The organism is Flavobacterium sp. N3904, assembly GCF_025947305.1.
GTDB lineage: Bacteria > Bacteroidota > Bacteroidia > Flavobacteriales > Flavobacteriaceae > Flavobacterium.
In genome coordinates this window covers 4342668-4366183 of record NZ_CP110009.1, presented here as the reverse complement: position 1 = coordinate 4366183, position 23516 = coordinate 4342668, and the positions used below count along the sequence as shown (strand labels likewise).

At 33.3% G+C, this 23516-nt stretch carries 21 protein-coding genes; 14 read left to right on the top strand and 7 right to left on the bottom strand.

All coding sequences use genetic code 11. From position 1 onward, the window contains the following. Positions 1-63: 63 nt before the first annotated feature. Genes OLM57_RS18605 through OLM57_RS18590 form a run of 4 tightly spaced genes read right to left on the bottom strand, consistent with a single transcriptional unit; the run spans position 64 to position 3922 of the window. The gene (locus tag OLM57_RS18605; protein ID WP_264565189.1) at positions 64-1263 is read right to left on the bottom strand and encodes a DUF4350 domain-containing protein; all 1200 of its coding nucleotides are present in this window, start codon (positions 1261-1263) and stop codon (positions 64-66) included. Next, on the bottom strand, positions 1256-2017 hold the full coding sequence (locus OLM57_RS18600; protein WP_264565188.1) for a DUF4129 domain-containing protein: 762 nt from the start codon (positions 2015-2017) through the stop codon (positions 1256-1258). Before OLM57_RS18600 ends, OLM57_RS18605 begins: the two co-directional genes overlap by 8 nt. Continuing rightward, complete coding sequence (locus tag OLM57_RS18595) at positions 2010-2957, bottom strand: hypothetical protein (RefSeq protein ID WP_264565187.1); 948 nt, start codon at positions 2955-2957, stop codon at positions 2010-2012. Before OLM57_RS18595 ends, OLM57_RS18600 begins: the two co-directional genes overlap by 8 nt. Beyond that, positions 2957-3922, bottom strand: coding sequence for a stage II sporulation protein M (locus tag OLM57_RS18590; RefSeq protein ID WP_264565186.1), 966 nt, complete (start codon positions 3920-3922; stop codon positions 2957-2959). The genes OLM57_RS18595 and OLM57_RS18590 overlap by 1 nt, the downstream gene beginning before the upstream one ends. 21 nt (positions 3923-3943) lie before the next feature. Between OLM57_RS18590 and OLM57_RS18585 the strand changes: the two genes are divergently transcribed. From OLM57_RS18585 to OLM57_RS18560, 6 genes are all read left to right on the top strand, one after another. Beyond that, positions 3944-4687, top strand: a complete 744-nt coding sequence (locus OLM57_RS18585; RefSeq protein ID WP_264565185.1) for an RDD family protein — start codon at positions 3944-3946, stop codon at positions 4685-4687. A gap of 62 nt (positions 4688-4749) precedes the next feature. After that, positions 4750-5355 (top strand): trimeric intracellular cation channel family protein, encoded by a 606-nt coding sequence (locus tag OLM57_RS18580; protein ID WP_264565184.1) that lies wholly within the window; start codon positions 4750-4752, stop codon positions 5353-5355. 295 nt (positions 5356-5650) lie between these two features. Beyond that, entirely contained in the window at positions 5651-6628 is a 978-nt protein-coding gene (locus tag OLM57_RS18575; RefSeq protein ID WP_264565183.1) for a GNAT family N-acetyltransferase, read from the top strand. Beyond that, a complete protein-coding gene (locus OLM57_RS18570) occupies positions 6625-7725 on the top strand; it encodes a DegT/DnrJ/EryC1/StrS family aminotransferase (protein ID WP_264565182.1) in 1101 nt (366 codons plus the stop codon). The genes OLM57_RS18575 and OLM57_RS18570 overlap by 4 nt, the downstream gene beginning before the upstream one ends. A gap of 4 nt (positions 7726-7729) precedes the next feature. Next, entirely contained in the window at positions 7730-9217 is a 1488-nt protein-coding gene (locus OLM57_RS18565; RefSeq protein ID WP_264565181.1) for an O-antigen translocase, read from the top strand. After that, positions 9210-9974, top strand: a complete 765-nt coding sequence (locus tag OLM57_RS18560; protein WP_264565180.1) for an acyltransferase — start codon at positions 9210-9212, stop codon at positions 9972-9974. Before OLM57_RS18565 ends, OLM57_RS18560 begins: the two co-directional genes overlap by 8 nt. Positions 9975-9988: 14 nt before the next feature. Here OLM57_RS18560 and OLM57_RS18555 read toward each other — a convergent pair whose 3' ends face one another. Beyond that, a complete protein-coding gene (locus tag OLM57_RS18555) occupies positions 9989-10891 on the bottom strand; it encodes a glycosyltransferase family 2 protein (protein ID WP_264565179.1) in 903 nt (300 codons plus the stop codon). Positions 10892-10943: 52 nt separating this feature from the next. Between OLM57_RS18555 and OLM57_RS18550 the strand changes: the two genes are divergently transcribed. Genes OLM57_RS18550 through OLM57_RS18540 form a run of 3 tightly spaced genes read left to right on the top strand, consistent with a single transcriptional unit; the run spans position 10944 to position 13535 of the window. Continuing rightward, a complete protein-coding gene (locus OLM57_RS18550; protein WP_264565178.1) occupies positions 10944-12041 on the top strand; it encodes a glycosyltransferase in 1098 nt (365 codons plus the stop codon). Between the two features lies 1 nt (position 12042). Further along, positions 12043-12447 carry a sugar 3,4-ketoisomerase gene (locus tag OLM57_RS18545; protein WP_264565177.1) on the top strand — a complete coding sequence of 135 codons (405 nt, stop codon included), beginning with the start codon at positions 12043-12045 and terminating at the stop codon, positions 12445-12447. Continuing rightward, a complete protein-coding gene (locus OLM57_RS18540) occupies positions 12444-13535 on the top strand; it encodes a glycosyltransferase family 4 protein (protein WP_264565176.1) in 1092 nt (363 codons plus the stop codon). Before OLM57_RS18545 ends, OLM57_RS18540 begins: the two co-directional genes overlap by 4 nt. A gap of 3 nt (positions 13536-13538) precedes the next feature. Here OLM57_RS18540 and OLM57_RS18535 read toward each other — a convergent pair whose 3' ends face one another. After that, positions 13539-14426 (bottom strand): glycosyltransferase family 2 protein, encoded by an 888-nt coding sequence (locus OLM57_RS18535; protein WP_264565175.1) that lies wholly within the window; start codon positions 14424-14426, stop codon positions 13539-13541. Next, the gene (locus OLM57_RS18530) at positions 14426-15109 is read right to left on the bottom strand and encodes a cell division ATP-binding protein FtsE (RefSeq protein WP_264565174.1); all 684 of its coding nucleotides are present in this window, start codon (positions 15107-15109) and stop codon (positions 14426-14428) included. The genes OLM57_RS18535 and OLM57_RS18530 overlap by 1 nt, the downstream gene beginning before the upstream one ends. Positions 15110-15323: 214 nt before the next feature. On the opposite strand from OLM57_RS18530, the gene OLM57_RS18525 reads away from it, so the two are divergent. The 5 genes from OLM57_RS18525 (at position 15324) to OLM57_RS18505 (ending at position 23426) form a co-directional block, all read left to right on the top strand. Then, a complete protein-coding gene (locus OLM57_RS18525) occupies positions 15324-18338 on the top strand; it encodes a tetratricopeptide repeat protein (RefSeq protein ID WP_264565173.1) in 3015 nt (1004 codons plus the stop codon). Positions 18339-18349: 11 nt separating this feature from the next. Next, positions 18350-19213 (top strand): PhzF family phenazine biosynthesis protein, encoded by an 864-nt coding sequence (locus tag OLM57_RS18520; RefSeq protein WP_264565172.1) that lies wholly within the window; start codon positions 18350-18352, stop codon positions 19211-19213. Between the two features lie 99 nt (positions 19214-19312). Then, positions 19313-21094 carry a TonB-dependent receptor gene (locus tag OLM57_RS18515; protein ID WP_264565171.1) on the top strand — a complete coding sequence of 594 codons (1782 nt, stop codon included), beginning with the start codon at positions 19313-19315 and terminating at the stop codon, positions 21092-21094. A gap of 166 nt (positions 21095-21260) precedes the next feature. Beyond that, positions 21261-21710: a hypothetical protein gene (locus OLM57_RS18510; protein WP_264565170.1), complete on the top strand. Its 450-nt coding sequence runs from the start codon at positions 21261-21263 to the stop codon at positions 21708-21710. A gap of 90 nt (positions 21711-21800) precedes the next feature. After that, a complete protein-coding gene (locus tag OLM57_RS18505) occupies positions 21801-23426 on the top strand; it encodes an amidohydrolase (RefSeq protein WP_264565169.1) in 1626 nt (541 codons plus the stop codon). The last annotated feature ends 90 nt before the right edge of the window (positions 23427-23516 follow it).

The window sequence follows — 23516 nt, the reverse complement described above, 5'->3', positions numbered from 1 at the left end:
TTACACCGTATTTATATCTTAATAAAATTGGTGCCAATTTAGGGTTATGTTTAATTTGATTTTTTAACTTGTTACTTTTTCTATCGCATTATTCATCTGAATCAAATCTTCTTCGACACTAATGAATCTGCTTTTTCGATATAAATTTATCAAAGACACCAGATTTTCAATATCATTTAAATTTTTCCCAGATTTATGCTGCAACTTTTTTATGAAATCATCATCGAGTTTATGGGTGTCAATCAAGTATTCGTTTCTGACTTTTTCTAGAAAGTATATAATTTTTTTATCAATTATATTATTATGATCACCCTCCTGATAATAAAGATTTCCGATCGTTTTTGTAAAATCGACAGTGGTGTTGGCCAGCGGTTTGATGATCGGGACAATTCTCTGTTTTCGTTTGGCATTGAATAATATGAAAATTAACATTCCAATCAAGAAAATATACCAAGCCCATTTTAGTGCTGGCTGGCTTAATATATACCGCATTGGCGATGCCGAAATCATTTCGCCATTTTGATCTTTGGTGCACCAGAAAATAGTTGTTTTTGGAATGTACGACAAGACTTTTTCGGCATATTCGTGATGATTTCCTTTTAATAAATGAAAATTGGTAAAAGCAACGGGCTGTGTATGCAAATAGAAAGTGCCTCCGTAGTATTTCACTTTTATAAAATTTACCCGGGCACTATCACCGTTTTGATAGCCTAAAACAGTAGTGTCAAGCGTGTCAATTTTAGAGAAATAATTATTGTTTACCCCCTCGGTAATTTTATATTTTTGGTTTCCAAGTTTTTTGTTGGCCAACCAGTTATAAATACTGTCTGAATATTTAAACTCGCTGTCCATTTTTAGTTTCAGACTGTCTAATAAGGCATTCGGAATGGTTTCAGAACTGATAAAAGCAGTATTTCCATATCTGACAAAAGAACAAATTTCGGTAACCGATTGGTTGTCTAAATCTGAAGTTTTGGATACACTGAGAAACGTTCCTTTTACTTTGTAATCATTGACAAGTGTGTCATAGTTGTACTTACTGTCAAAATACTCATAAGGAGTTTGGCTGAACTTTTCTATTTTTTGGTTTTTCAAAAGGGAACCCATTTCTTTGTCAAAAACATACATTCCATAAGGGATTTTATCTTTTACAGAATACGTTGGTGTCCAATCAATGGGTTTTGGGCGATTATTGTCAATTACGACAATAGCCACCAGCAACAACACCAAAATCGCAATGTAAATTTTTAGTGTTTTACCCATTGTTAATTGTTTTTATTGATTTCTCGAAAGCATTTTTAGCTTTCGCAAAAGTGGCATCATCCAACTCAAATTCGCCGTACCAAATGTAATTGTATAAATAAGATAAATACGCAAAATCGTCCTTTTGGGTTTGGTTTTTTATTTCATAAAGATAATCGGTATTGGTTTTTTCAACATCCCAAACGATGATTTGTTTTGAAGACATTTTTTTTAGCAACCACAGGTAATAATATCGTATTGTCAGTCGTTTTTCACCCGATTGCAGACTGTTATGAATGAGTTTTTCGAAATCGACCAAATGAATATTTTTTTCGATTTCGTCGTAATTAATGATTTTTTTATCTGAGTTTTTACCAAAAATCCATTGTCCTTCCTTGTTCATTATGGCTTTTACAATCATGTAGATTACTGCAATGACAATGAGGATGGCAATTGTTTTTAATAGTATTTCCACAAAATGCATAGAAGTTTTATTGTCACTAAAACTAAATAAATTTTTAAATAAATTGGCTAGCCATTCCTTAAAACGATCCCAGGCATTTTTTTCTGGTGTTTTAAATTCATAGATGAAAGGAGTGTCGGTATATTTTTTTTTGAAATTTTTAGGAAAGGACTTCGCATCGATTGCAGACGTATCAATAGCGATATCTTTTTCGATAAAAATAATTTTTTCTTTTTTGGCTACAGCCAATGAATCTTGAGCTCCAACAGAGGAACAAAAGAAAAAGAGTAGGAGCAATAGAATTTTATTCAACGTCGGTGCCAATTAAATCGATTTGGTTATTTGTGGTGTAATTTTCGGTGTCTTCATGCAAACTATAATAAATAAGTCCTTGATTGAGGACGATGAAATTATTGAATATGTAGCTTAACAATACCGAGAGGACCATTATAACTGCCATAATTATTCCTATTGTAGAATAGGTATCAGCTTGCGAACTTCCATTTTGTGTGGTTACAAACATAGAACCAATGGTAAATAGATAAGGGATAATAGTGATAATTCCTTGAATAGTCTGAACCAACATTATCATCAAAAAAGTAGTTCCAACAATAGTCCAGAATTTTAGTTTTACTAAGTAATATCCATTTGACAATGCTTTGAAAAAGCCTACGTTGTTTAGAATATAATCGTGATACGATAGCATAACCCATGAAAAAAAAGCAGTCCCAATAATGACAAGCAGTGGAAAACCGATGAGAATAAAGCAAAGTAAAACAAGGATTCCAAAAATAATAAAAGCCAAAGGCATGATGATAAATGCAATTCCTAATAAAAAGAATATCATTTTTCCAGCATTTTTCTTTAATTCTTTAATAATGTCTTGTGTAGAAAAATTTGTGCTATTTTCTTTTTCAAATAATTTCAAATAAACAATTGGGAAGGTAATGTTAAGCATCGATAAAATAGCTATAAGTATACCAGCTATTACAAAGCCTCCGAGCACAAGAGTAATATTCTCGCTGATGTAATTGGAAAAATAATTTGGATTATTAGCAAGATTATTGGCGCCAGAAAAAAGTACTTCCATGTATATTTTTGAAATAAAATAAATCAAAACCATCAGTATCATTAAGAATACTCCGTTGATGATAAAAAAGTTTTTGAAAAAATGTTTTCCAAAAGATTTAAAAAAAGTAATTGTATCAGAGAAATTGGCGCTTAAATCACGCTCTTTGTAAAGTTCGAACATTAGGTAGATTGTGTTTTTTTGTAAACAATAAATGGATAAATCAAGTAGTAAAAGGATATTATTGCCAAGGTAAATAAAATAATAAAACTGCTTAGCCAGTTTGGCATATCAATAGAATAGCGAGTGATAAATCCTTCCAGAAAACCTGCTGCTACGGTAAAAGGAACGGTACTCAAAAGAATTTTGAAACTGTTTTTGAAACCTATTTTAAAGGAATTCATTCTCGAATAGGTTTTAGGAAATAGGATAGAAGCTCCCAAAATATAACCCCCAGCCGTTTCGATCACAATTCCGAAAATTTCCATCGAACCGTGAATCCAGATGCCACGCACACTTTTCCAAAAAACACCTTGCTGGAAGAAAAAATATTGAAACGAACCCAGCATAATGGCATTTTGCAGTGAAAAATAGAATGTGCCTATTCCGCCAAAAACACCAAAAATATAACAACACATTCCTACATATAAATTATTGACGGTGATACCAATAAAACTCCCCCAATTGCTTCCCGATTTATAAATAGCAACCGGATTTCCGGCTTTGATATTTTCTAAAGTTTCATTGACATAACCATCGCCAAGTATTAATCGAACAAAATCGGCATCGTATTTTGCAGAAATTGCTCCAATAAAAACAGTCGCAAAAAACAATACAAAAGCATAAACGAGATACCTGCGATATTCATAAACAAGGAGTGGAACTTCGGTTTTGAAAAAATAAAGCAATCGGTTGCTTTCTGTGCGCTTCGTTTTGTATATTTTTTGATAAATATTTGAAGCTAAGAAGTTTAGATATACTACGGTTTTACTTTTGCTGTAATAAGTTTGGGCGTATGACAAATCACTCATTAATTGAATGTATAAATTTGCCATTTCATCAGGATTTTTTTTAGCTTTACCAAAAATAGCTAACTCAAATTCAAGCCATTTAGCTTTATTAGTTTTTATAAATGCAATTTCTCTCATAGAAATGCTAAAATAGAAAATATGTCAGAATTAACTATTAGTACAACACAAAATGTTACAATAAATTTTAAGGCCGCTTCTGTAGGAGAACGAATGTCGGCCAGTTTGCTGGATTTACTTATAAAGATTGCCTATATTATTGTCGTTGTTTATGTGTTTTTTTATTTGTTGCGAATTACGGATATATTAGACAAAATTGATATGTGGTCCAGAATGGCTATAATTGTACTGTTTTTCTTCCCCGTGATGGTTTATTCAGTGACTCTTGAGAGTATTTTTGAAGGACAAACAATCGGGAAAAAAATAGTGAAAATAAAAGTCGTAAAAATTGATGGCTATCAGGCCAGTTTTGGGGATTACCTGATTCGTTGGCTTTTTAGGATTATAGAAAACAATATGCTTGGCGGAATGATCGGATTAATATCAATGTCGATCAGTAACAAAACCCAACGCATGGGCGATATGGCTGCGGGAACAGCGATTATAACCCTCAAAAATAATGTGAGCATCAGCAGTACCATTCTCGAAGAAATTGGAGAAACCTATTTGCCAGTTTATCCTTTGGTTATAAAACTTTCTGATAATGATATGCGAATTATAAAGGAGACTTTTCAAATCGCCGAAAAAAATGGAGATATAGAAACAATTCAAAAATTATCCAAAAAAATTCAAACGGTTACGGGTATTAAAATGCAAACATCCAATCAAATGGATTTCATAAAAACCATTTTGAAAGATTATAATTTTTATACCCAAAACATGTAGTGATAAGTAAAATAGTATGTTTAATAGTTTCTAAAATTTGCAATCTAAAATCTAAAATCTCAATGTTTCACCTACTCGACATCATCGGAACCATGGCATTTGCAATGTCGGGCGCACTGACTGCAATGAGCAAAAAGCTAGATCCGTTTGGCGTATTCATTATTGCGTTTGTAACGGCTGTAGGAGGTGGGACCTTGCGCGATGTCATGATTGGCCGAACACCTGTCGGCTGGATGCAGGATTTGACTTATGTGTATGTGATTATTTTGGGTTTTATCTTGACGATACTATTCCGAAAAAGATTAGATAAACTCCGTACCTCATTGGCCTTATTCGACACCATTGGTTTGGGTGTTTTTACCTTGATCGGAATTCAAAAAGGAATAGATTACCAGCTTCATCCTGTAATTTGTGTCGCTTTAGGAACCATGACAGCCTGTTTTGGAGGCGTCATTCGTGACATTTTATGTACCGAAATCCCCGTTATTTTTCGGGAAGAAATCTATGCCACCATCTGTATTCTCGGCGGAATCGTGTTTTTTATCCTCCGAAAAATGAACCTAGAAAATGACGTTTTGTATCTCATTACTTCATTGGTAATCATTATAGTACGCTTATTGGCCAAAAAATACAATTGGCACCTCTCTCCCATAGAACACAAAAAATAAAATATTTTACTTCTTCAGTTCGCAAAAGCTCGTTTGGGCGAGACCCCATTAAGAAAAGCGGCCAAACATTCATGCCGCTTATTCGGCCACTTTTCTTAATGCGGTCGGGCTATCCACGCTACTTCGGTAGCTAGCTTCTATCCCTCTCGCGGGCAAAACAGAAACAAAGTGCTAAAAATGATGATTGAGACTGATTTTTAAAACGGTGACAGCCAAATTTGGTAAAGATTTTTTGCAATTCGTATTCAAAATATTACCCTAATTGCGTACTTTTCCGCTCCTTTAATGCTCAATTGTGAAAAACTACACCATAAAACAATATCAAGAAAGTGAGTATGCCCATTGGAATGCTTTTATAAGCACTGCCAAAAATGCCACTTTCCTGTTTCATCGTGATTTTATGGACTACCACAAAGACCGATTCGAGGATTATTCTTTGATGGTTTTTGAGGGGAAAAAGTTAGTTGCGGTTTTGCCTGCCAATAGAGTTGGTAAAGTAATTTATTCCCATCAGGGTTTGAGTTATGGAGGCTTGGTTTATGGAGAGAAACTAAAATTGGCGTCGGTAATCCTTGTTTTCAGCGCTATTCTATTTTATTTAAACGAAAATAAAATTTCTAAAATCCAACTCAAAACCATTCCGTCCATCTATCACAACAAACCAGCCGAAGAATTGAATTATACTCTCTTTTTGGTGGAAGCCCAATTGATTCAGAGAGAATCACTTTCTGTAATTGATTTGTCTAAGCCAATTGTGATTGCAAGCGGAAGGAAAGAAGGAGTAAAAAAAGGAATGGTAAATAATTTAGAAATTAGAGAAGTTGATGAGTTTGATGATTTTTGGAATACGATATTGATTCCAAATTTAGAAATTAAATATCTAGCAAAACCGGTTCATAGTTTGCAGGAGATAGCCAATTTAAAAAAGAAGTTTCCTAAAAACATTCGCCAATTTAATGTGTATTACAAAAACGAAATTGTTGCCGGAGCGACCTTATTCGAAAGTGAAAATGTAATTCATTCACAGTATATTTCAGCTAATGGAAGCAAAAATGAAACAGGAAGTTTAGATTTTTTATATCATCACTTAATAACTGAAGTTTTTAGCAATAAGAAATTTTTTGATTTTGGGACATCTAATAAAAATCAAGGAAGAAACCTCAATAAAGGACTGTCTTTCTGGAAAGAAAGTTTTGGTGCAAGCACTATTGCACAGGATTTTTATGAAGTGGAAACGATTAATTATTCAAAACTTGAAAATGTTATAAAATGATACAATTCTTAGACCTAAAAAAAATAAACGAACCCTATGAAACCGCTTTTCAAGAAAAATTGAAATCGGTTTTGGCTAGCGGTTGGTATATTTTGGGCAAGGAAGTCAAAGAATTTGAAACCAATTTTGCCCAATATTGTGGAGCTCAATTTTGTATTGGAGTAGGAAACGGATTGGATGCTCTGGCACTGATTTTTAAAGGGTATATTCAACTAGGTAAATTACAAAAAGGGGATGAAGTTATTGTGCCGGCCAATACCTACATTGCCAGCATACTCGCCATTCTTCAAGCCGATTTAGTACCTGTTTTGGTCGAACCAAAGTTGGAAACCTATAACATCAACACGAGTTTAATTGAAGACAAAATAACACCTAAAACTAAAGCAATTCTTGTCGTACATCTTTATGGTCAACTGGCCGAAATGGATGTTATAAATAAAATCGCGAATCAAAATAATTTGATTGTGGTTGAAGATGCTGCACAGTCGGCGGGAGCAATCAGCAATCAAAAATCAGCAATCAAAAATCAGCAATCAGGTGTAGCGTATAGTTTTTACCCAACGAAAAATCTTGGCGCATTGGGAGATGGAGGTGCGGTAGTCACGAATGATATCGCGCTCGCGAAAACTATTCGATCCCTTCGTAACTATGGTTCAGAAATCAAATATGAAAACGATTTTGTCGGAGTCAATTCAAGATTAGACGAATTGCAAGCCGCTTTTTTGAACCTGAAATTACCCAACTTAAATGCCGATAATGAAAAGCGAAGAGCTATCGCTAGACGTTATTTGTTCGAAATAAAAAATGACAAAATTATTTTACCTTTTTGGGATTTAAGCAATAATCATGTTTTCCATCTTTTCATTATTCGAACCAAAAATAGAGGGGATTTACAGAATTATTTAGCAGAAAATAATATAGAAACGGTGATTCATTATCCGATTCCACCACACCAACAAAAAGCATTGCAATCTTTGAACAATCTGTCTTTCCCGGTAACGGAAAAAATACACAAAGAAGTATTGAGTTTGCCTATAAGTCCTGTTATGACAATGGATGAGGTTAGTAATGTGATTTCAATTTTAAATAAATATTGAAATAGTGACCGAAAGCAAATCTTCATACCTGCAAATTGTAAAAGCGACCTCTATTTTTGGCGGGATGCAATTTTTAAATATCCTTATTTCAATTGTCAGAACAAAATTGATAGCAATTTTTATTGGCCCAGCAGGAATGGGAATTATTTCGTTATTGAATTCGGCTTTGAATATGGTCAGCGGCGTTACAGGTTTGGGAATTGAAACCAGTGGCATAAAACACATTTCGGAACAGTATAATCAAAATGATATAAACAGTGTTTCTCCAATAATTGCAATAGTTAAAAAAATAGCTTTTGTAACGGGCATTTTTGGGACATTGGTTGTTGCATTATTTTCAAGTTGGTTGAGTGAACTTACTTTTGGTAATTCGAATTATACTTATCTATTTATTTATTTGTCAATAACATTATTGTTTAAGCAATTGTCTGTTGGGCAAATGGTGGTCTTTCAAGGATTGCGCAAGTTAAAAATATTGGCCAAAGCTAATTTTTATGGAAATTTGATTGGACTGTTGTTCAGTATTCCCTTGTATTACTTTTATAGAATTGATGCCATTGTACCAACGATTGTGGTAACTGCTGTTTCTTCGTTGTTGGTGTCTTTTTATTATTCGAGAAAAATTAAAATTGAAAAAAGTGTTGTTTTCAACTCTCAAATTCTCATTGAAGGGAAAAGCATTATCAAACTCGGAATAATGCTTACATTAAGTGGATTGTTAACATTGTTGGCGTCTTACATCATTCAGATCTATGTTGGAAAAACTGGAGGATTAAAAGAAGTAGGGTTTTATAATGCAGGTTTTACATTATTGAATTCTTATGTGGGAATTGTTTTTACCGTTATGAGTACCGATTATTTTCCGAAGTTGTCCTCGATTTGCAATGATAACAAGAGAATCAGGATAAGCGTGATGGAGCAATCTTACATGTCCATCTTTATTATAACTCCAATAATAATTCTATTTTTAACGTTTGTTCCGCTTATTATAAAAATCTTGTACACTTCAAAATTTGTTTCGATTATCCCAATGGTGTGTTTTGGGATACTGGCGATGTTGTTTCGGGCCGTTTCATGGTCAATGGGGTATATATTGATTGCAAAAGGAGATTCGCAACTATTTATCAAAACCGCTGTTGGATTTAATTTTTTGTCTGTTATTTTAAATATGCTGGGTTATTATTTTTATGGTTTAGAAGGGCTTGGCTGTAGTTTCTTGATTTATTATTTAATACATTTATTTGCTGTAAAAATTATTACAAAGATGCGTTATGATTTCTATTTTGATGCTGAATTTTATCGTGCTTATTTGATTTGCATTGTTATGTGCGTTGCCACTTTTTTTATGCGGTATATATCAAATTCAATGTTAAAATACAGCTTGATGGCGGTTATGATAATTTTATCATTGGGATTTGTTTTGTACCATTTGAATGAAAAAATAGGCCTAAAGTTTTTATTTAATTCGATTAATAAGAAAAAAAATGTTTAAGAACATAGTGAAGAAAATGTATCGCAAATTACGATCGGTATATCATAAATTAAAATTTTATTATTCTGTAAATTGGACAAAAACGCTTTATTTTAATTTTAAAAAATTTCCTTTTCAAACCGCAAAAAAGCTTCCTGTCTTTTTTTATGGGAAGGTTCATTTTCAAAGCATTCAAGGTGAAATCATAATTAACGGACCAATTAAAACAGCTATGATCGGATTTGGGCAACAATTTGAAATAGAAATTAGGTCTAAAGGAATAGCGCAGCTTTCACTTTATGGAAAGCTAACATTCAACGGATACGCACATATGGGGAAAGATGTTATTTTGTATGTTGGTGAAAATGCAGACTGTGAGTTTGGGTATATGTCTTGTTTGGGATCCAGTGTTAAGGTGATTTGTACCCATAAACTTGTTATTGGTGATTGGTCTAGAATTGGGCATGAATCACAAATAATGGATAGCAATTTTCATCCTATGATAAACACACTTACAGGTGAACATTATCCGCTAAAAGGACCAATCTACATTGGTAGTTATAATGCATTTTCCAACAGAATTTCGATAATGCCAAATACAAGAACTCCTGATTTTTGTGTTGTTGCCTCAAATTCTTTATGCAATAAAGATTATACAAATTTTGGAAGTAATATTTTATTGGGTGGAATTCCGGTCAAGCTCTTGAAAAATAATTATAGCCGCGATTGGGAGAATGAGAAAGAGCCTTTGATGAAATATTTGATTGTTCAGTTATAGGATTCAAGCAATAATCAATGTTTAAAAAACTTTCTCTTAATCAACAAAATCCGCAATCCTAAAACCTTCAAAAACAGACCAAAATCATTGATTTTTAATGTGTGCATAATTTCATGATGCACTCTTTTTTGAATAGCCAAATCTTCAGCTCTGGTTTGGTTTATGGTGATTGCTTTTTTTAGGATTAAGTAAGTAGAATAATTTATTTTCTTGGCTCGACTATCTTTTTTTTTGAAGAAATCACTTCCTAATGAATTAGTAACTATTCTTTTTTGAACAAGAGGTTCGTCGATAAAATCAAATTCATATAGGCGAGAAGCCCGAATCCAAAAATCCAAATCTTCATAAGCCAATGTTTCATCATAGCCTTGTAAACGGTCGAATACGGTTTTCTTAATCATGGCCGATACAGAACAAATACTATTACCTCCAGAAAGGACAGATTTATAAATGTCTCCCGTAATTCGGTTTTCGATTGCTTTTTTTTGATTGTTTACTGGGAAATAATAGGAATCAAACGAGCCGTTTTCAGAAATCAATTCAACATTTCCGTAAACAACTCCAAGGTTTTTATAATTACTGTTTTTGAAAGCATTAATTTGCAATACTACACAATTGGGTAATAATATGTCATCAGCAGCCAAGTCAATTACATATTCTCCTTTGGCCAGTTTTAGTGCTTTGTTGAAGGATTTGGTATTTCCTAAATTGGTTTCATTGGTTATGAACTGAATTTCAGGTTTTTTTTCAATCCAAGTTGTAATAATTCTTTTTGAGTTATCGCTACTGCAATCATCAACAATAATAAGTTCAATACAAGGATACGATTGATTAATGACAGAATTCAAACTCTCAACTACGTAGGCTTCGTGGTTGTAGCACAAACAAATAATAGTAACGAGTGGATTGTTCTGCATTATTTTTTAAAATAGTTATATTTGAGACGAAAATAACAAAACGAAAATGATATTGCGGCACAAAAAATATAAAATTGCATTAATCGGTTATCGATTGAGTGGTGGTGGCAGTGATAAAGTGATGGCGAATTTGTCTGTTTTCTTTGCCAAGAATAATATTGATGTTCATATTATTATTGTTTTGGATGAGGTCTCGTATCCATACTCTGGGAAACTGGTCAATTTGGGTTTGCTGAAAAACAAAAGTAACGGACTATTCAATAAAATTAAGCGATTGGTTTCTTTGCGAAAGTATCTTAAACAAAATGATTTTGATTTTATAATTGATTTTCGTTTTAGAACCAAAGTCATTCAGGAATTGGTATTGGCTCGATTTATTTATAATGCTAAAACAATATTTACCGTTCATAGTTTTTTGATTGACCATTATATGCCCAATAATTCATGGTTGACACGATTAATGTACAACCATTGTTATGCCAATGTGGCGCTAACCAATCAAATGGAAGAATTGATAGTCAAAAAACATCAATTGAAGAATGTAATTAGGATTCCGAATCCAGTCAATTTAGAAGAGATTTATGAAAAGTGTGATGAGCCAATTGCTGTAGATTTTGATTTTATAATTGCAATTGGACAATATGAAAATAATATAAAACAGTTTGATAAATTGATTTTGAGTTATGCCAATTCTGTTTTAAAGAACAAACAAATTCATCTTGTAATAGTGGGCGAAGGCGATAGTGAAGGATTGAAAAAAGTAGCAAAAGAATCTAATGTAAACGATTTTGTTCATTTTTTAGGGTACCAAAATAATCCTTTCAACTATTTAAAAAAGGCTCGATTTTTAGTTTTGAGTAGTAAAAATGAGGGCTTGCCCAATGTAATATTAGAATCGTTGGCCTGCGGAACTCCAGTAGTTTCGTTCGATTGTCCTTGCGGACCAAGTGAAATGATTATTGATTATAAAAATGGAATTCTCGTAGAAGACCAAAATACAGAAAAACTGACCGAAGCAATGAATGTATTGTTGGAGGACGAAATAGTATATCAGCATTGTAAGCAAAATGCAAAAGAAAGTGTAACTCCCTTTTTGTTGGATACAATTGGAAAACAATGGTTGGATTTAATGCAAATCAATACAATTTAAAATGGAAACGATAAACGAGATTCAATTATTAAAAATACCGGTTGTAGAAGATGTAAGAGGGAATTTAGGAATCATTCAAAGTGATTTTTTGCCGTTTGAATTCAAGAGGGTTTATTATCTTTTTGACGTGCCAAGCACTGCTTTTAGAGGTGGTCATGCTCATATAGATCAACAGGAAGTACTTATTGCTTTAAGCGGTAGTTTTGAAGTAACCGTAAATGACGGAATTGAAGAGAAGCGTTATTTGTTGAATAAACCGAATGTTGGACTATTGATTCCAACTGGGATTTGGCGTGAATTGGAAAATTTTTCTTCGGGTGCTGTTTGTTTGGTTTTGGCTTCAGATGATTTTTTGGAAGAAGATTATATAAGAGACTTTGATGAATTTTTGATTTCAAAAAAATGAAATTGCTCTATATCGTTCCAAAACTAAATAATGAAGGTGGAGTCGCCAGAGTTTTGTCTATAAAGCTGAACTATCTTATTGAAAATTTTGGTTATGAAGTTCATGTTCTTACCCAAAATCATGGAAACTACCCATTGTTTTATTCTTTTCATGAAAAGATTGTTTTCCATGATATGATTCTTGGGGGAACAATTTTTAATTTTTTCAATTCTTTTCGAAAATCTTTACTAAATAATGTTCAAACCATTCAGCCAGAAATTATTATTGTTTGTGACAATGGCTTAAAAGCTTTTACAATTCCGTTTATACTTTCTACTGAAATACCCATTGTTTTCGAATGTCACGGTTCAAAATATATTGAAGAAAAACATTTAAATTCGAATTTGATTTCAAAATTTAAAAGCGCGCTTAAATATAAATTCAAAGATTTTGGCACAAATAAGTTCACGAAATTAGTGGCTTTGTCTAATGAAAGTTTGAAAGAATGGAATGTGAAAAACGGCTTGGTAATTCCAAATCCATCTGGGATACAAAGTGAAAAAGTATCAGATTTAAAATCAAAAAGAGTAATTGCAGTTGCTCGAAATTCTTATGAAAAAGGATTGGATCGATTACTAGTTATTTGGCAAAAAGTAGTTGCAAAGCATCCCGATTGGATATTAGATATTTATGGAGATTCAGTAACGGATTTGAGATCTTTAGTTCTAGAGTTGGGAATGGAATTCAATGTGAATTTAAACGAACCCGTAAAAAATATTTCAGAAAAATACTTGTCTTCATCTTTATATGTTATGACTTCTCGTTCCGAAGGATTTCCTATGGTGCTGCTTGAGGCGATGGCTTCTGGTTTGCCTTGTGTCGCTTATGATTGCCCAGCAGGTCCAAGAGCAATTATAAAAGAAGAGGAGAATGGTTTTTTGATTGAAGATGGAAATGCAGATTCATTTGTTCAAAAACTGAAGTTACTTATTGAAGATGAGAATTTGAGAATGCAAATGGGTAAAAAGGCGAAAGAGAGTGTAAAGAAGTATGATTTAGGAAGCATAATGCAACAATGGAAATCACTTTTTGAAAGTTTAATGCAGTAATAATTATTTGGATTGCATATTACAATAGTAGCCCAATTTATAAAGGTCAAACAGAAAAAGGGAAGGGTTCTTAGAAAGTAAATTAGAAATTATCGTTGATTCTGTTTTGTTGAAAATGGAAGCCGTTATTGCAACGAGTCTTAACTTTTTTAAAATAATATACGCCGAATTGATTTTGCTTTCAATATTTGGGAATTTACCTGAATTGATAATGTAAACCAGATTCTCAATAGCTGTTTTTGTTTTGTTTATAAAAACGACGGAAGTCTCTAAATTCAAGTGATAGGTTGGATTATCAATATGAAAAACTTTAATATTCTTGGTTTCTAATTCGTATAAAAAACACAAATCTTCATAACCATATTTTGTAATGGTTGCATCAAAAGGGTTTTGTTCTAAAATTTCTTTTTTTATCAATAAATTGGAAGTTAATGCCCTTAAATTTGGGTTTTTATTCCTGTTGTGAACAGAAATAAATTCTCTTTTATTTCCATAAACCCAACGTAAAATTTGCTCTTTGCCGGGTGTTTCTTTCTCGTATTGGATTCCTCCAAATACCACTGATATATTTGGAATGACTTCGCAATATTTTTGTATAAAATTATTTCGGGTTGGAAAAGTATCACAATCCATGATTAGCAACCAGTCAAATTTCGATTTTTTCACTAATGAATTGATATTTTCTCCTCTTCCTAGGTTGAAATCATTAATAAAGAAGAAACAGTTATTTAAGGAATCTATTTTTTTATTTTCTTCATTCCTATTGGAGCCCGAAGCATCATCCTGACACAAAATTTCAAACTCAATCCTACAATCTAAACATTGTTTGTGTAATTCGGTAACAAGTGGCAATACATTGTAATTGTAAGTTGGAATAAGGATGGAGAGCATTACACTGTTCTTTGTACCACTTCAAAAATCTTGGCATCCTCGCATTTCAAGGTTTTGTATGGAAACTTCATCAATAAGGCATAATCGTGAGTCGCCATAATGACGGTTTTCCCGTTGGCATTGATTTTTCTTAACACTTCAAGAACTTCGGTGCTGGTTTGTGGATCCAGATTTCCTGTGGGTTCATCGGCAAGGATAAATTCAGGGTCATTCAATAACGCTCTAGCAATTGCAATTCGCTGTTGTTCGCCACCAGAAAGTTGATGTGGCATTTGATTGGCAAAATTTATCATGTTTACTTTAGAAAGTACTTCTTCAATTTTTGCATCCATCTCAGCAGGATCTTTCCAACCGGTTGCTTTAAGTACAAATAACATATTGTCTTTTACCGTGCGGTCCGGTAATAATTTAAAATCTTGAAAAACAATACCAATCTTTCTTCTCAAAAAGGGTATTTCATCTTCTTCTATGGTAGCCAAATCAAAGTCTACGATTTTGCCTTCACCTTCTGTCAATGGTAAATCGGCATACAATGTTTTTAATAAACTACTCTTTCCTGAACCTGTTTTTCCAATGATGTATATAAATTCACCGTGGTTGACTTCTAAATTAACATCAGATAAAATAGTTTTTCCTTCTTGATATATATTTACGTTTTTTAAAGACAGTACAGATTGTGACATGATAGAATTTGTTTATTGGGTAAAAGTAAAAAGATAAAATCCAAATAACAAATATCAAAAGATAAAATACAAATTCTAATTGACTGAGATGCTTTCCTTTTATTTGAAATGATTTGGGAAAGGAGCCCTGTTTAAAAAAAGTTTATAATAAAAGCATCGAGCGTTTCGTTATAAACACAGAAACAAATACATTTGAATATTAAATAAAATAACAATGCATCAACTTCCCAGGCTCTTTTTTTTACTTTTTATTATTCAAATTACTTCCCTCTATTCGCAGGAATCAGCCATATATACTTACCCATTAAGAGATTACGATAAAGCACTTTCTTTATACGAAGACAAACAATATGCATCTGCTCAAACGCTATTCGAAAATGTAAAAAAAACAGCGACCACCAATGGGACAAAATCAGATTGTGCTTACTATATTGCCAATTGTGCCATTCGCACCGATCAGGATAATGCGGAAGAACTCATAAATCGCTTTGTGGCCGATTATCCGGCAAGTCGAAAACAAAATCAGGCTTTTATAGATGTTGCTTATTATTATTTTGATCATCGCGAATATAAAACAGCATTGGAATGGTTTGATAAGGTTGACGAAACTGTCTTGAAAGAAAATGAACTTGATAAATTTAATTTTGAAAAGGGCTATTCTTTTTTTGTTGCCAAAAAAATGAAAGAGGCCAAAAGTTATTTTAATAAAGTGGTCAAATCAGATGAGTACGCAAAGCAAAGCAAGTACTATCTGGGTTTTATGGCTTATGAATTGGATGATTTTGTAGAGGCCAATAAACAATTTAATCAGGTTTCCGGTGATGAGAAATACGCTGAAAAATTATCGTACTATCAATCGGATATGAGTTTTAAATCGGGAAATTTTCAAAAAGCCATCGATTTAGGAATTAAAGCGATGCCAAATTCTACCGCTTTGGAAAAATCGGAATTGAATAAAATTATTGGTGAAAGTTATTTTAATTTAAAACAATACGACAAAGCAATTCCTTATTTGGTTGGATATAAAGGTAAAAACGGAAAATGGAATAACACCGATTTTTATCAACTCGGTTATGCATATTATATGCAAAAAGACTACGAAAATGCTATTTTGCAATTTAATAAAATTATAGACGGAAAAGATTTTATTGCCCAAAATGCCTATTACCATTTGGGCGAAAGCTATTTGGAATCGGGCAAAAAACAACAGGCTTTGAATGCTTTCAAGAATGCATCCGAAATGAATTTTAATCTCAAACTTCAAGAAGATGCTAGTCTAAATTATTCGAAGCTGAGTTACGAAATTGGAAATTCCTATCAAAGTATCCCCGAAGTTTTGCTTGGCTTTATAAGCAAATACCCAAATAATCCAAATAATGACGTTATAGAGAAATTGTTAATCGATTCTTATATTTCATCCAAAAACTACAAAGAGGCTTTGGTTTTATTGGATAAAAATAAAACTCCTGAAAACAGAGTCGCCTATCAGAAAGTAGTTTTCTACAGAGGATTAGAAATGTATACTGAAGGAAAATATTCTGAATCCCTTGCGATGTTTGAAAAAGCGATAAAAGAACAAAAAGACCCTCTGATTACAGCCAGGGCAATGTTCTGGAAAACGGAATCAGAATATAATTTGGAAGATTACAAAGAAGCTTTGTTGAGTTACAAGCAGTTTTTTGATTTGGCAAAAGCCAAAGAAACAGTTGAATTTAAGAACATCAATTACAATATTGCTTATGCTAATTTTAAGCTTAAAGAATACGATGAGGCGGGAAATTATTTTCAAGACCAGATTGGAGCCAACAAGGAAGATAAAACACGTTTGAATGATTCCTATTTGCGTTTGGCGGATTGCAGATTTGTAACTACAAAATACCAACTGGCTTTAGACGCTTACAATAAAGTGATTGAGTCAAAAAGTGTAGACGGTGATTATGCTTATTTTCAAAAAGCACTTTGCTATGGATTTCTTTCCAAAAACAATAAAAAAATCGAAGAACTCAATACTTTTCTGCAGTTGTATCCAAAATCTGAGTATCAGGATGATGCTTTATTTGAATTGGGAAATACCTATGTTGCCGAAAATAAATTGGATTTAGCGATAAAAACGTATGACAAACTGAATTCAGCATACAAAAGCAGTTCGTATACTTCAAAATCTATTCTGCGTCAGGGATTGATTTATTATAATTCGGATAAAGATGATTTGGCTATAGCCAAATTTAAAAAAGTGGCTTCCGAATATCCCAAAACACCAGAAGCTTATGAGGCAGTAGCTACCGCCCGATTGATCTATGTTGACAACGGAAAGGTAGATGAATATGCCACTTGGGTTCGTACATTAGATTTTGTGGCGGTTACAGATTTGGATTTGGATAATGACACTTATGAGGCTGCCGAAAAACAATACGAACAAAACAATACAAAACAATCCATCACAGGATTTAGTAATTATATTTCTAAATTTCCAAAAGGGGTACATATCCTAAAGGCAAACTTTTTATTGGCTCAATTGTATTATGCCGAAGGTTCAGAAACCAAATCGATTCCTAATTATGAGTTTGTTATTGACCAACCGCGTTGTGAATACACGGAGCAGTCTTTGGTTCGTTTAGCACAAATATTTTTAAAGGATAAAAATTGTGATAAAGGAATTCCAGTTTTGGTTCGTTTAGAAAATGAAGCCGATTTTCCACAAAATAAAACATTTGCACAAGCCAATTTGATGAAATGTTATTATGATGTAAAGGATTATCCAAATTCGGTTGTGTATGCCGATAAAGTTTTGGCCAATCCAAAAACGGAAGAAAATGTAAAAAACGATGCGCAAATTATCGTGGCACGTTCTGCTATGCAATCGGGTGATGAAGCCAAAGCCAAAGCGGCTTACGCCAAATTACTAACTGTTGGTAAAGGAGAATTGGCTGCCGAAGCTTTGTATTATGATGCGTATTTTAAAAATAAAGACGGAAAATTTGAGATTTCGAATACTACTATTCAAAAATTAGCCAAAAATTATTCGAGTTATAGATATTATGGAGCCAAAGGTTTGGTCCTTATGGCAAAAAATTATTATGGTTTGAAAGACAGTTACCAGGCGACCTATGTTTTGGATAATGTAATTGAAAATTTTACGGATTATGCCGATGTGGTTGAAGAAGCCAAAACAGAATTGAATAAAATAAAAACAGAAGAGTCCAAAACAAATTCATCAATAACTAAATAAAAAAAAACAGTATGACATTACCCTTTTATATAGTAGATGTTTTTGCAGAAAAAAAATACGCCGGAAATCAATTGGCTGTTTTCTTTAATGCTGATGGATTGAGTACTGAAGAGATGCAAAAAATAGCGCGCGAAATCAACTTTGCAGAAAGTACTTTTATAACTGACATTCTACCTGAAAAAAATACTGCAGCCATTAGAATTTTTACTCCAGAACACGAAATGCAGTTTGCAGGACACCCAATTATAGGAACTTCGTGGGTTTTAATGAATAAAATAGTGGAGACTCATCCACGAAATTTTAAATTGTCGGTGCCAATTGGTGAAATTCCAATTCAACAATCTGACGATTTGGTTTGGTTGCAAGCGGCTCAACCTCGTTTTTTGGATGTTTTCTCCAAAACAGATATTGTGTCTTTTTGTAATCTGACTAATGCCGATTTTGATGATAAATTTCCCATTCAGGAAGTGACTACAGGAAGTGCGTTTGTAATTGTTCCTTTGAGTGGTATAAAGGCTTTAGAAAGTGTGCGTTTTGATTTAGGCAAAATGAATGAGTGGCTGCAATGGCATTGTAAAACCAATCACAGAGCACTGTATTTCTATTGTTTTGATAAAGGAGAGCTTTACAGCAGAATGTTTTGTATCGAAAATAATCAATTGATTGAAGATGCCGCAACAGGCAGCGCCAGTACTTGTTTGCAGGCTTATCTTTTGAAATACCATTCAACAGAAATTAAAATGGTTAATCATCAGGGTGATTTTATCAATAGATCGTCGAGGATCTATTTTGACGGCGAATTTTCCGGAAATAATTTCGATATAAAAATTGGTGGCAAAACGCAATTTATTGCAAAAGGGGAGTGGGAAGTGTAAGGCAGAATTCAGATTATAGAAATTAAAACGCAGAAAACAGTTAGAAAAGGACAAAAGATGATAATCAAAAACATAAAAGCATTCATAAATAAAAATTCAATGTTCTCAACTTCCCCACCTTCGGAAGGGTTTGGGGGGAGGATTTTGGTGGGAATTTTGCTCCTATTACTTTCTCAATTGTCTTTCGCTCAAAACAAGCAGGAAAACATTGGAACAGAAGTCGTAAATGTCGTGAAGCCTTATACACCAACAATCTCTGATGCTTTCAAAGTAAAAGAAGTTCCGGTGATTACAACCGAAGAGAATGCCAAAAAAGAAAATGTTAAATATTCTATTTTGCCTTTTCCTGTAGCTTCAACTTTTTCTCCTTCCAAAGGAAATGCAGAAGGAGTAGAGAAAGCAAAACAAATACAGTTGTTTAAGAATTATGCAGCCTTGGGAATTGGAAATTATGGCACCTTAAATGCCGAATTATATGTAACGGACAATCTTAATAATAATGAATATGTAGGCGGAATGTTTCGTCATCAATCTTCGCAAGGAGGAATAAAAAATGTGGTTCTTGAAGATTCATTTTATGACACGGCTATCGATTTGATTTATGGTTCAAATGAGGAAGATTTGGCATGGAATATAAAAGCCGGTTATCAAAATCAAATTTTCAATTGGTATGGTTTGCCTTCCAGTTTTGTAGGTCCTTCGGCATCGCCAGCAGCTATTGCTTTGGTTGATAATATCAATCCACAACAATCGTACAACACAATTTCTGCTAGTGGGTCAATCGCTTTGGAAGAGGGGGTTTTAAGTATGGCTGATTTGAATTTTAATCATTTTTCAGATGCTTATGGTTCCTCTGAAAATCGATTTTTCGCTGAACCTACTGTGAAATTTGATGTTATGGATGAAGCCATTCAAACCAAAATCAGCGTCGATTATGTTGGTGGTAGTTTTAAAAGTAATTATGACGGAACCAATACGGCAGCTTTAAAATATGGGTTTACCAATATTGGAATTGTTCCGAGTTTTGTAATGAAGAAAGAAGATTGGACAATAGATATTGGAGCAGGCTTTGTTTATAGTATGGATAATGAAAATAAAAGCAATAAGTTTTACATCTATCCATCGGTAACGGCTTCGCTAAAAGTTGTTGGCGATTTGATGATCTTTTATTCTGGAGCAATAGGGAATTTAGAACAAAATTCATATAAGGATTTTGTTGATGGGAATCCGTTTTTGTCTCCAACTTTAACTATTATGCCTACCAATGAAATGTACAATATGTTTGGAGGTTTAAAAGGAAAATTGGCAAGTACAATCAGTTATGATATAAAAGGTTCCTATACTTATGATGAAAACAAAGCCTTGTACTTGAGTAATAATTTCAACGAAAACCCCACCAATGCCAATTATGCTTTTGGGAATTCCTTGCAGGTGGTCTATGATGATATGAAAATCATTCGTTTTTATGGTGAATTAAAAGCCGATTTAACCAAAAGTGTTACCGTTGAAGTCGATGGAACTTTTAGCAGTTATAGCAATAAAATACAAACCGAAGCTTGGAATTTACCAGCTATTCAGTTGAATTCGACCTTGGATTTTGCCGTAACCGAAAAATGGTTTGCAGGCGTTAATTTATTTTATGTTGGAGAACGAAAAGATCAACAGCTGAATACCGATATTGTTTATGTTACACCTCCCAGTCCTATAACATTAGCAAGTTATTTTGATTTGAATGCCAATGTTAGGTACAAATACAGTGAAAGGTTTACGACTTATTTAAAACTAAATAACATTACAAATAATGGATATCAAAAATGGTTGAATTATCCTGTTCAAGGTTTTCAGGTATTATTGGGGGCAAATTATAAATTTGATTTTTAGAAAAATAACCGCAAAGTTTGCAAAGAATTACGCAAAGAGTGCTAGGTTTTTGTTTCCAAGTTAAAAGTATAATAAATGGGACTTGCTTCTTTATCTATTAAATTTTTCAGTTAGCTTTGCGAACCTTGTTTAATTCTTTGCGAACTTTACGGTTAAACCTCTCCTAATGACTTTTAAACAAAAAATATATCATCAGTATCAGCAATTAGTTCAGGACAGAATCGATGTTTTCAAAGACATGATTGTGGCCTTGACCGAAGATTCCAAGAACGATGCCAAAGGATCCGCTGGCGATAAGCACGAGACCGCTTTGTCTATGATGCATATTGAACAGGAAAAACTCAATACCAAACTCAGGGAAGTATTGACCCAAAAAGCGGTTTTAGACAAAATAGACGCCACCATTGTTGCAGAAACCATTGTTTTAGGAAGTTTGGTAAAAGCCAATGGAATCTATTTGTACCTGAGTCTTGCACTTCCAAAAATCAATGTTGAAGGAATCAATGTTATTGCTTTGTCGCCACAATCTCCACTTGGAAATAAATTGATGGGAAATCAAGTGGACTTTACTTTTGAAATCAATACTACAAAATACAGTATAGAGGAAATTTTATAACAAACTTCTTTCGGAACAATTCATTTTATTAATTACGGTTTATCGGGCTTCTTTTTTTTATATTAGCTCCACTAAATTAAACTGTTTATTATGAAGAAAATTTTTTTTCTGTTTTCATTGATTTTATTGATTTCCTGTAATCAAAAAAATAAAATTGCGGTCGATTCTATTCTTACGAATGCTACTATTTATACGGTAAACAAAGATTTTGGTAAAGCCTCGGCTATGGCAATCGATAAAGGCAAAATTGTGGCTGTTGGTTCAAACGATGAAATTTCAGAAGCTTATGAATCTGAAAATACTATTGATGCAAAAGGGAAGTTTGTGTATCCGGGTTTGTACGATGCACATTGTCATTTTTATAGTTACGGATTAAGTCTGCAAGAAGTTGATTTGCGAGGAACCAAAAGCATGGCGGAAGTAATTGATAAAATCAAGAAATTTCAAAAAGAAAAAAATCCTAAATTTATTGTTGGGAATGGATGGGATCAAAATGATTGGGATACAAAGAAGTTTCCAACAAAAGCAGATTTAGATAGGGATTTTCCTGATTTTCCTGTGGTGTTGAACCGAATCGATGGTCATGCAATTATTGTAAATAGTGTTGTTTTGAAATTGGCAGGTATTACCAAAGACACAAAAGCTGTTGGTGGTCAAATTGAAATTGAAAATGGAGAGCCGACCGGTATTTTAATTGATAATCCGATGGAATTGGTTTTTAAAGTAATACCTAAACCAAGTAGAAAAACACAAATCGCCGCGATATTGGATGCCGAAAAAGTGATGTTTGATTATGGATTGACAACCGTTAGTGATGCCGGTTTGGATCCAGATATTATTAATTTGATGGACAGTCTTCAAAAAGCAAAAGCCTTGAAAATTAATATTTATGCCATGGTTACGGCAAATCAAAAAAATATTGATTTGTATCTGAAAAAAGGAATTTATAAAACAGATAATTTGAATGTTTGCTCTTTTAAAATGTATGGAGACGGAGCTTTAGGTTCCCGCGGCGCCTGTTTGCACAGACCGTATTCGGATAGTCCAAAACAATATGGAGCTTTACTTTCGTCTATTTCGGATTTGAAATCTATAGCGCAACAAATCGCTAATTCTCCTTTTCAATTGAATACACATGCCATTGGAGATTCGGCCAATACTGTTATTTTAAAAATATACAAAGAAGTGTTGACGGGTAAAAAAGACAGAAGATGGAAAATTGAACACGCACAAGTGATTCAAGAATCCGATTTTGATTATTTTAAATTAGGAATTATTCCTTCTGTGCAGCCCACTCATGCCACATCCGATATGTATTGGGCAGGAGAAAGATTGGGTAAAGAAAGATTGAAAAATGCCTATGCGTACAAAAAGTTGCTTCAAAAAGCGGGAGTCATCGCTTTAGGAACCGATTTTCCTATAGAAGAAGTGAATCCGATGTTGACTTTTCACGCTGCTGTAGCTAGAAAAGACAGCAAGAACTTTCCAAAAGGTGGTTTCCAGATGGAAAATGCATTGACTAGAGAGGAAACTTTAAAAGGGATGACCATTTGGGCAGCTTATTCCAATTTTGAAGAGAAGGAAAAAGGGAGTCTTGAAGTTGGGAAATGGGCCGATTTTGTACTGTTTGATCAGGATATAATGAATGTAGATGAAAATCAAATCGTTAAATTAAAACCGACTCAAGTGTTTTTGAAGGGAGTAAAAGTCAAATAACTTTTAAGTTTGCAAAATTCATGGCTTTATAGGTTGAAAATAATTACACTCAACGGCTTATTTGTTATATTTTTTAGTTGTGCATTAATA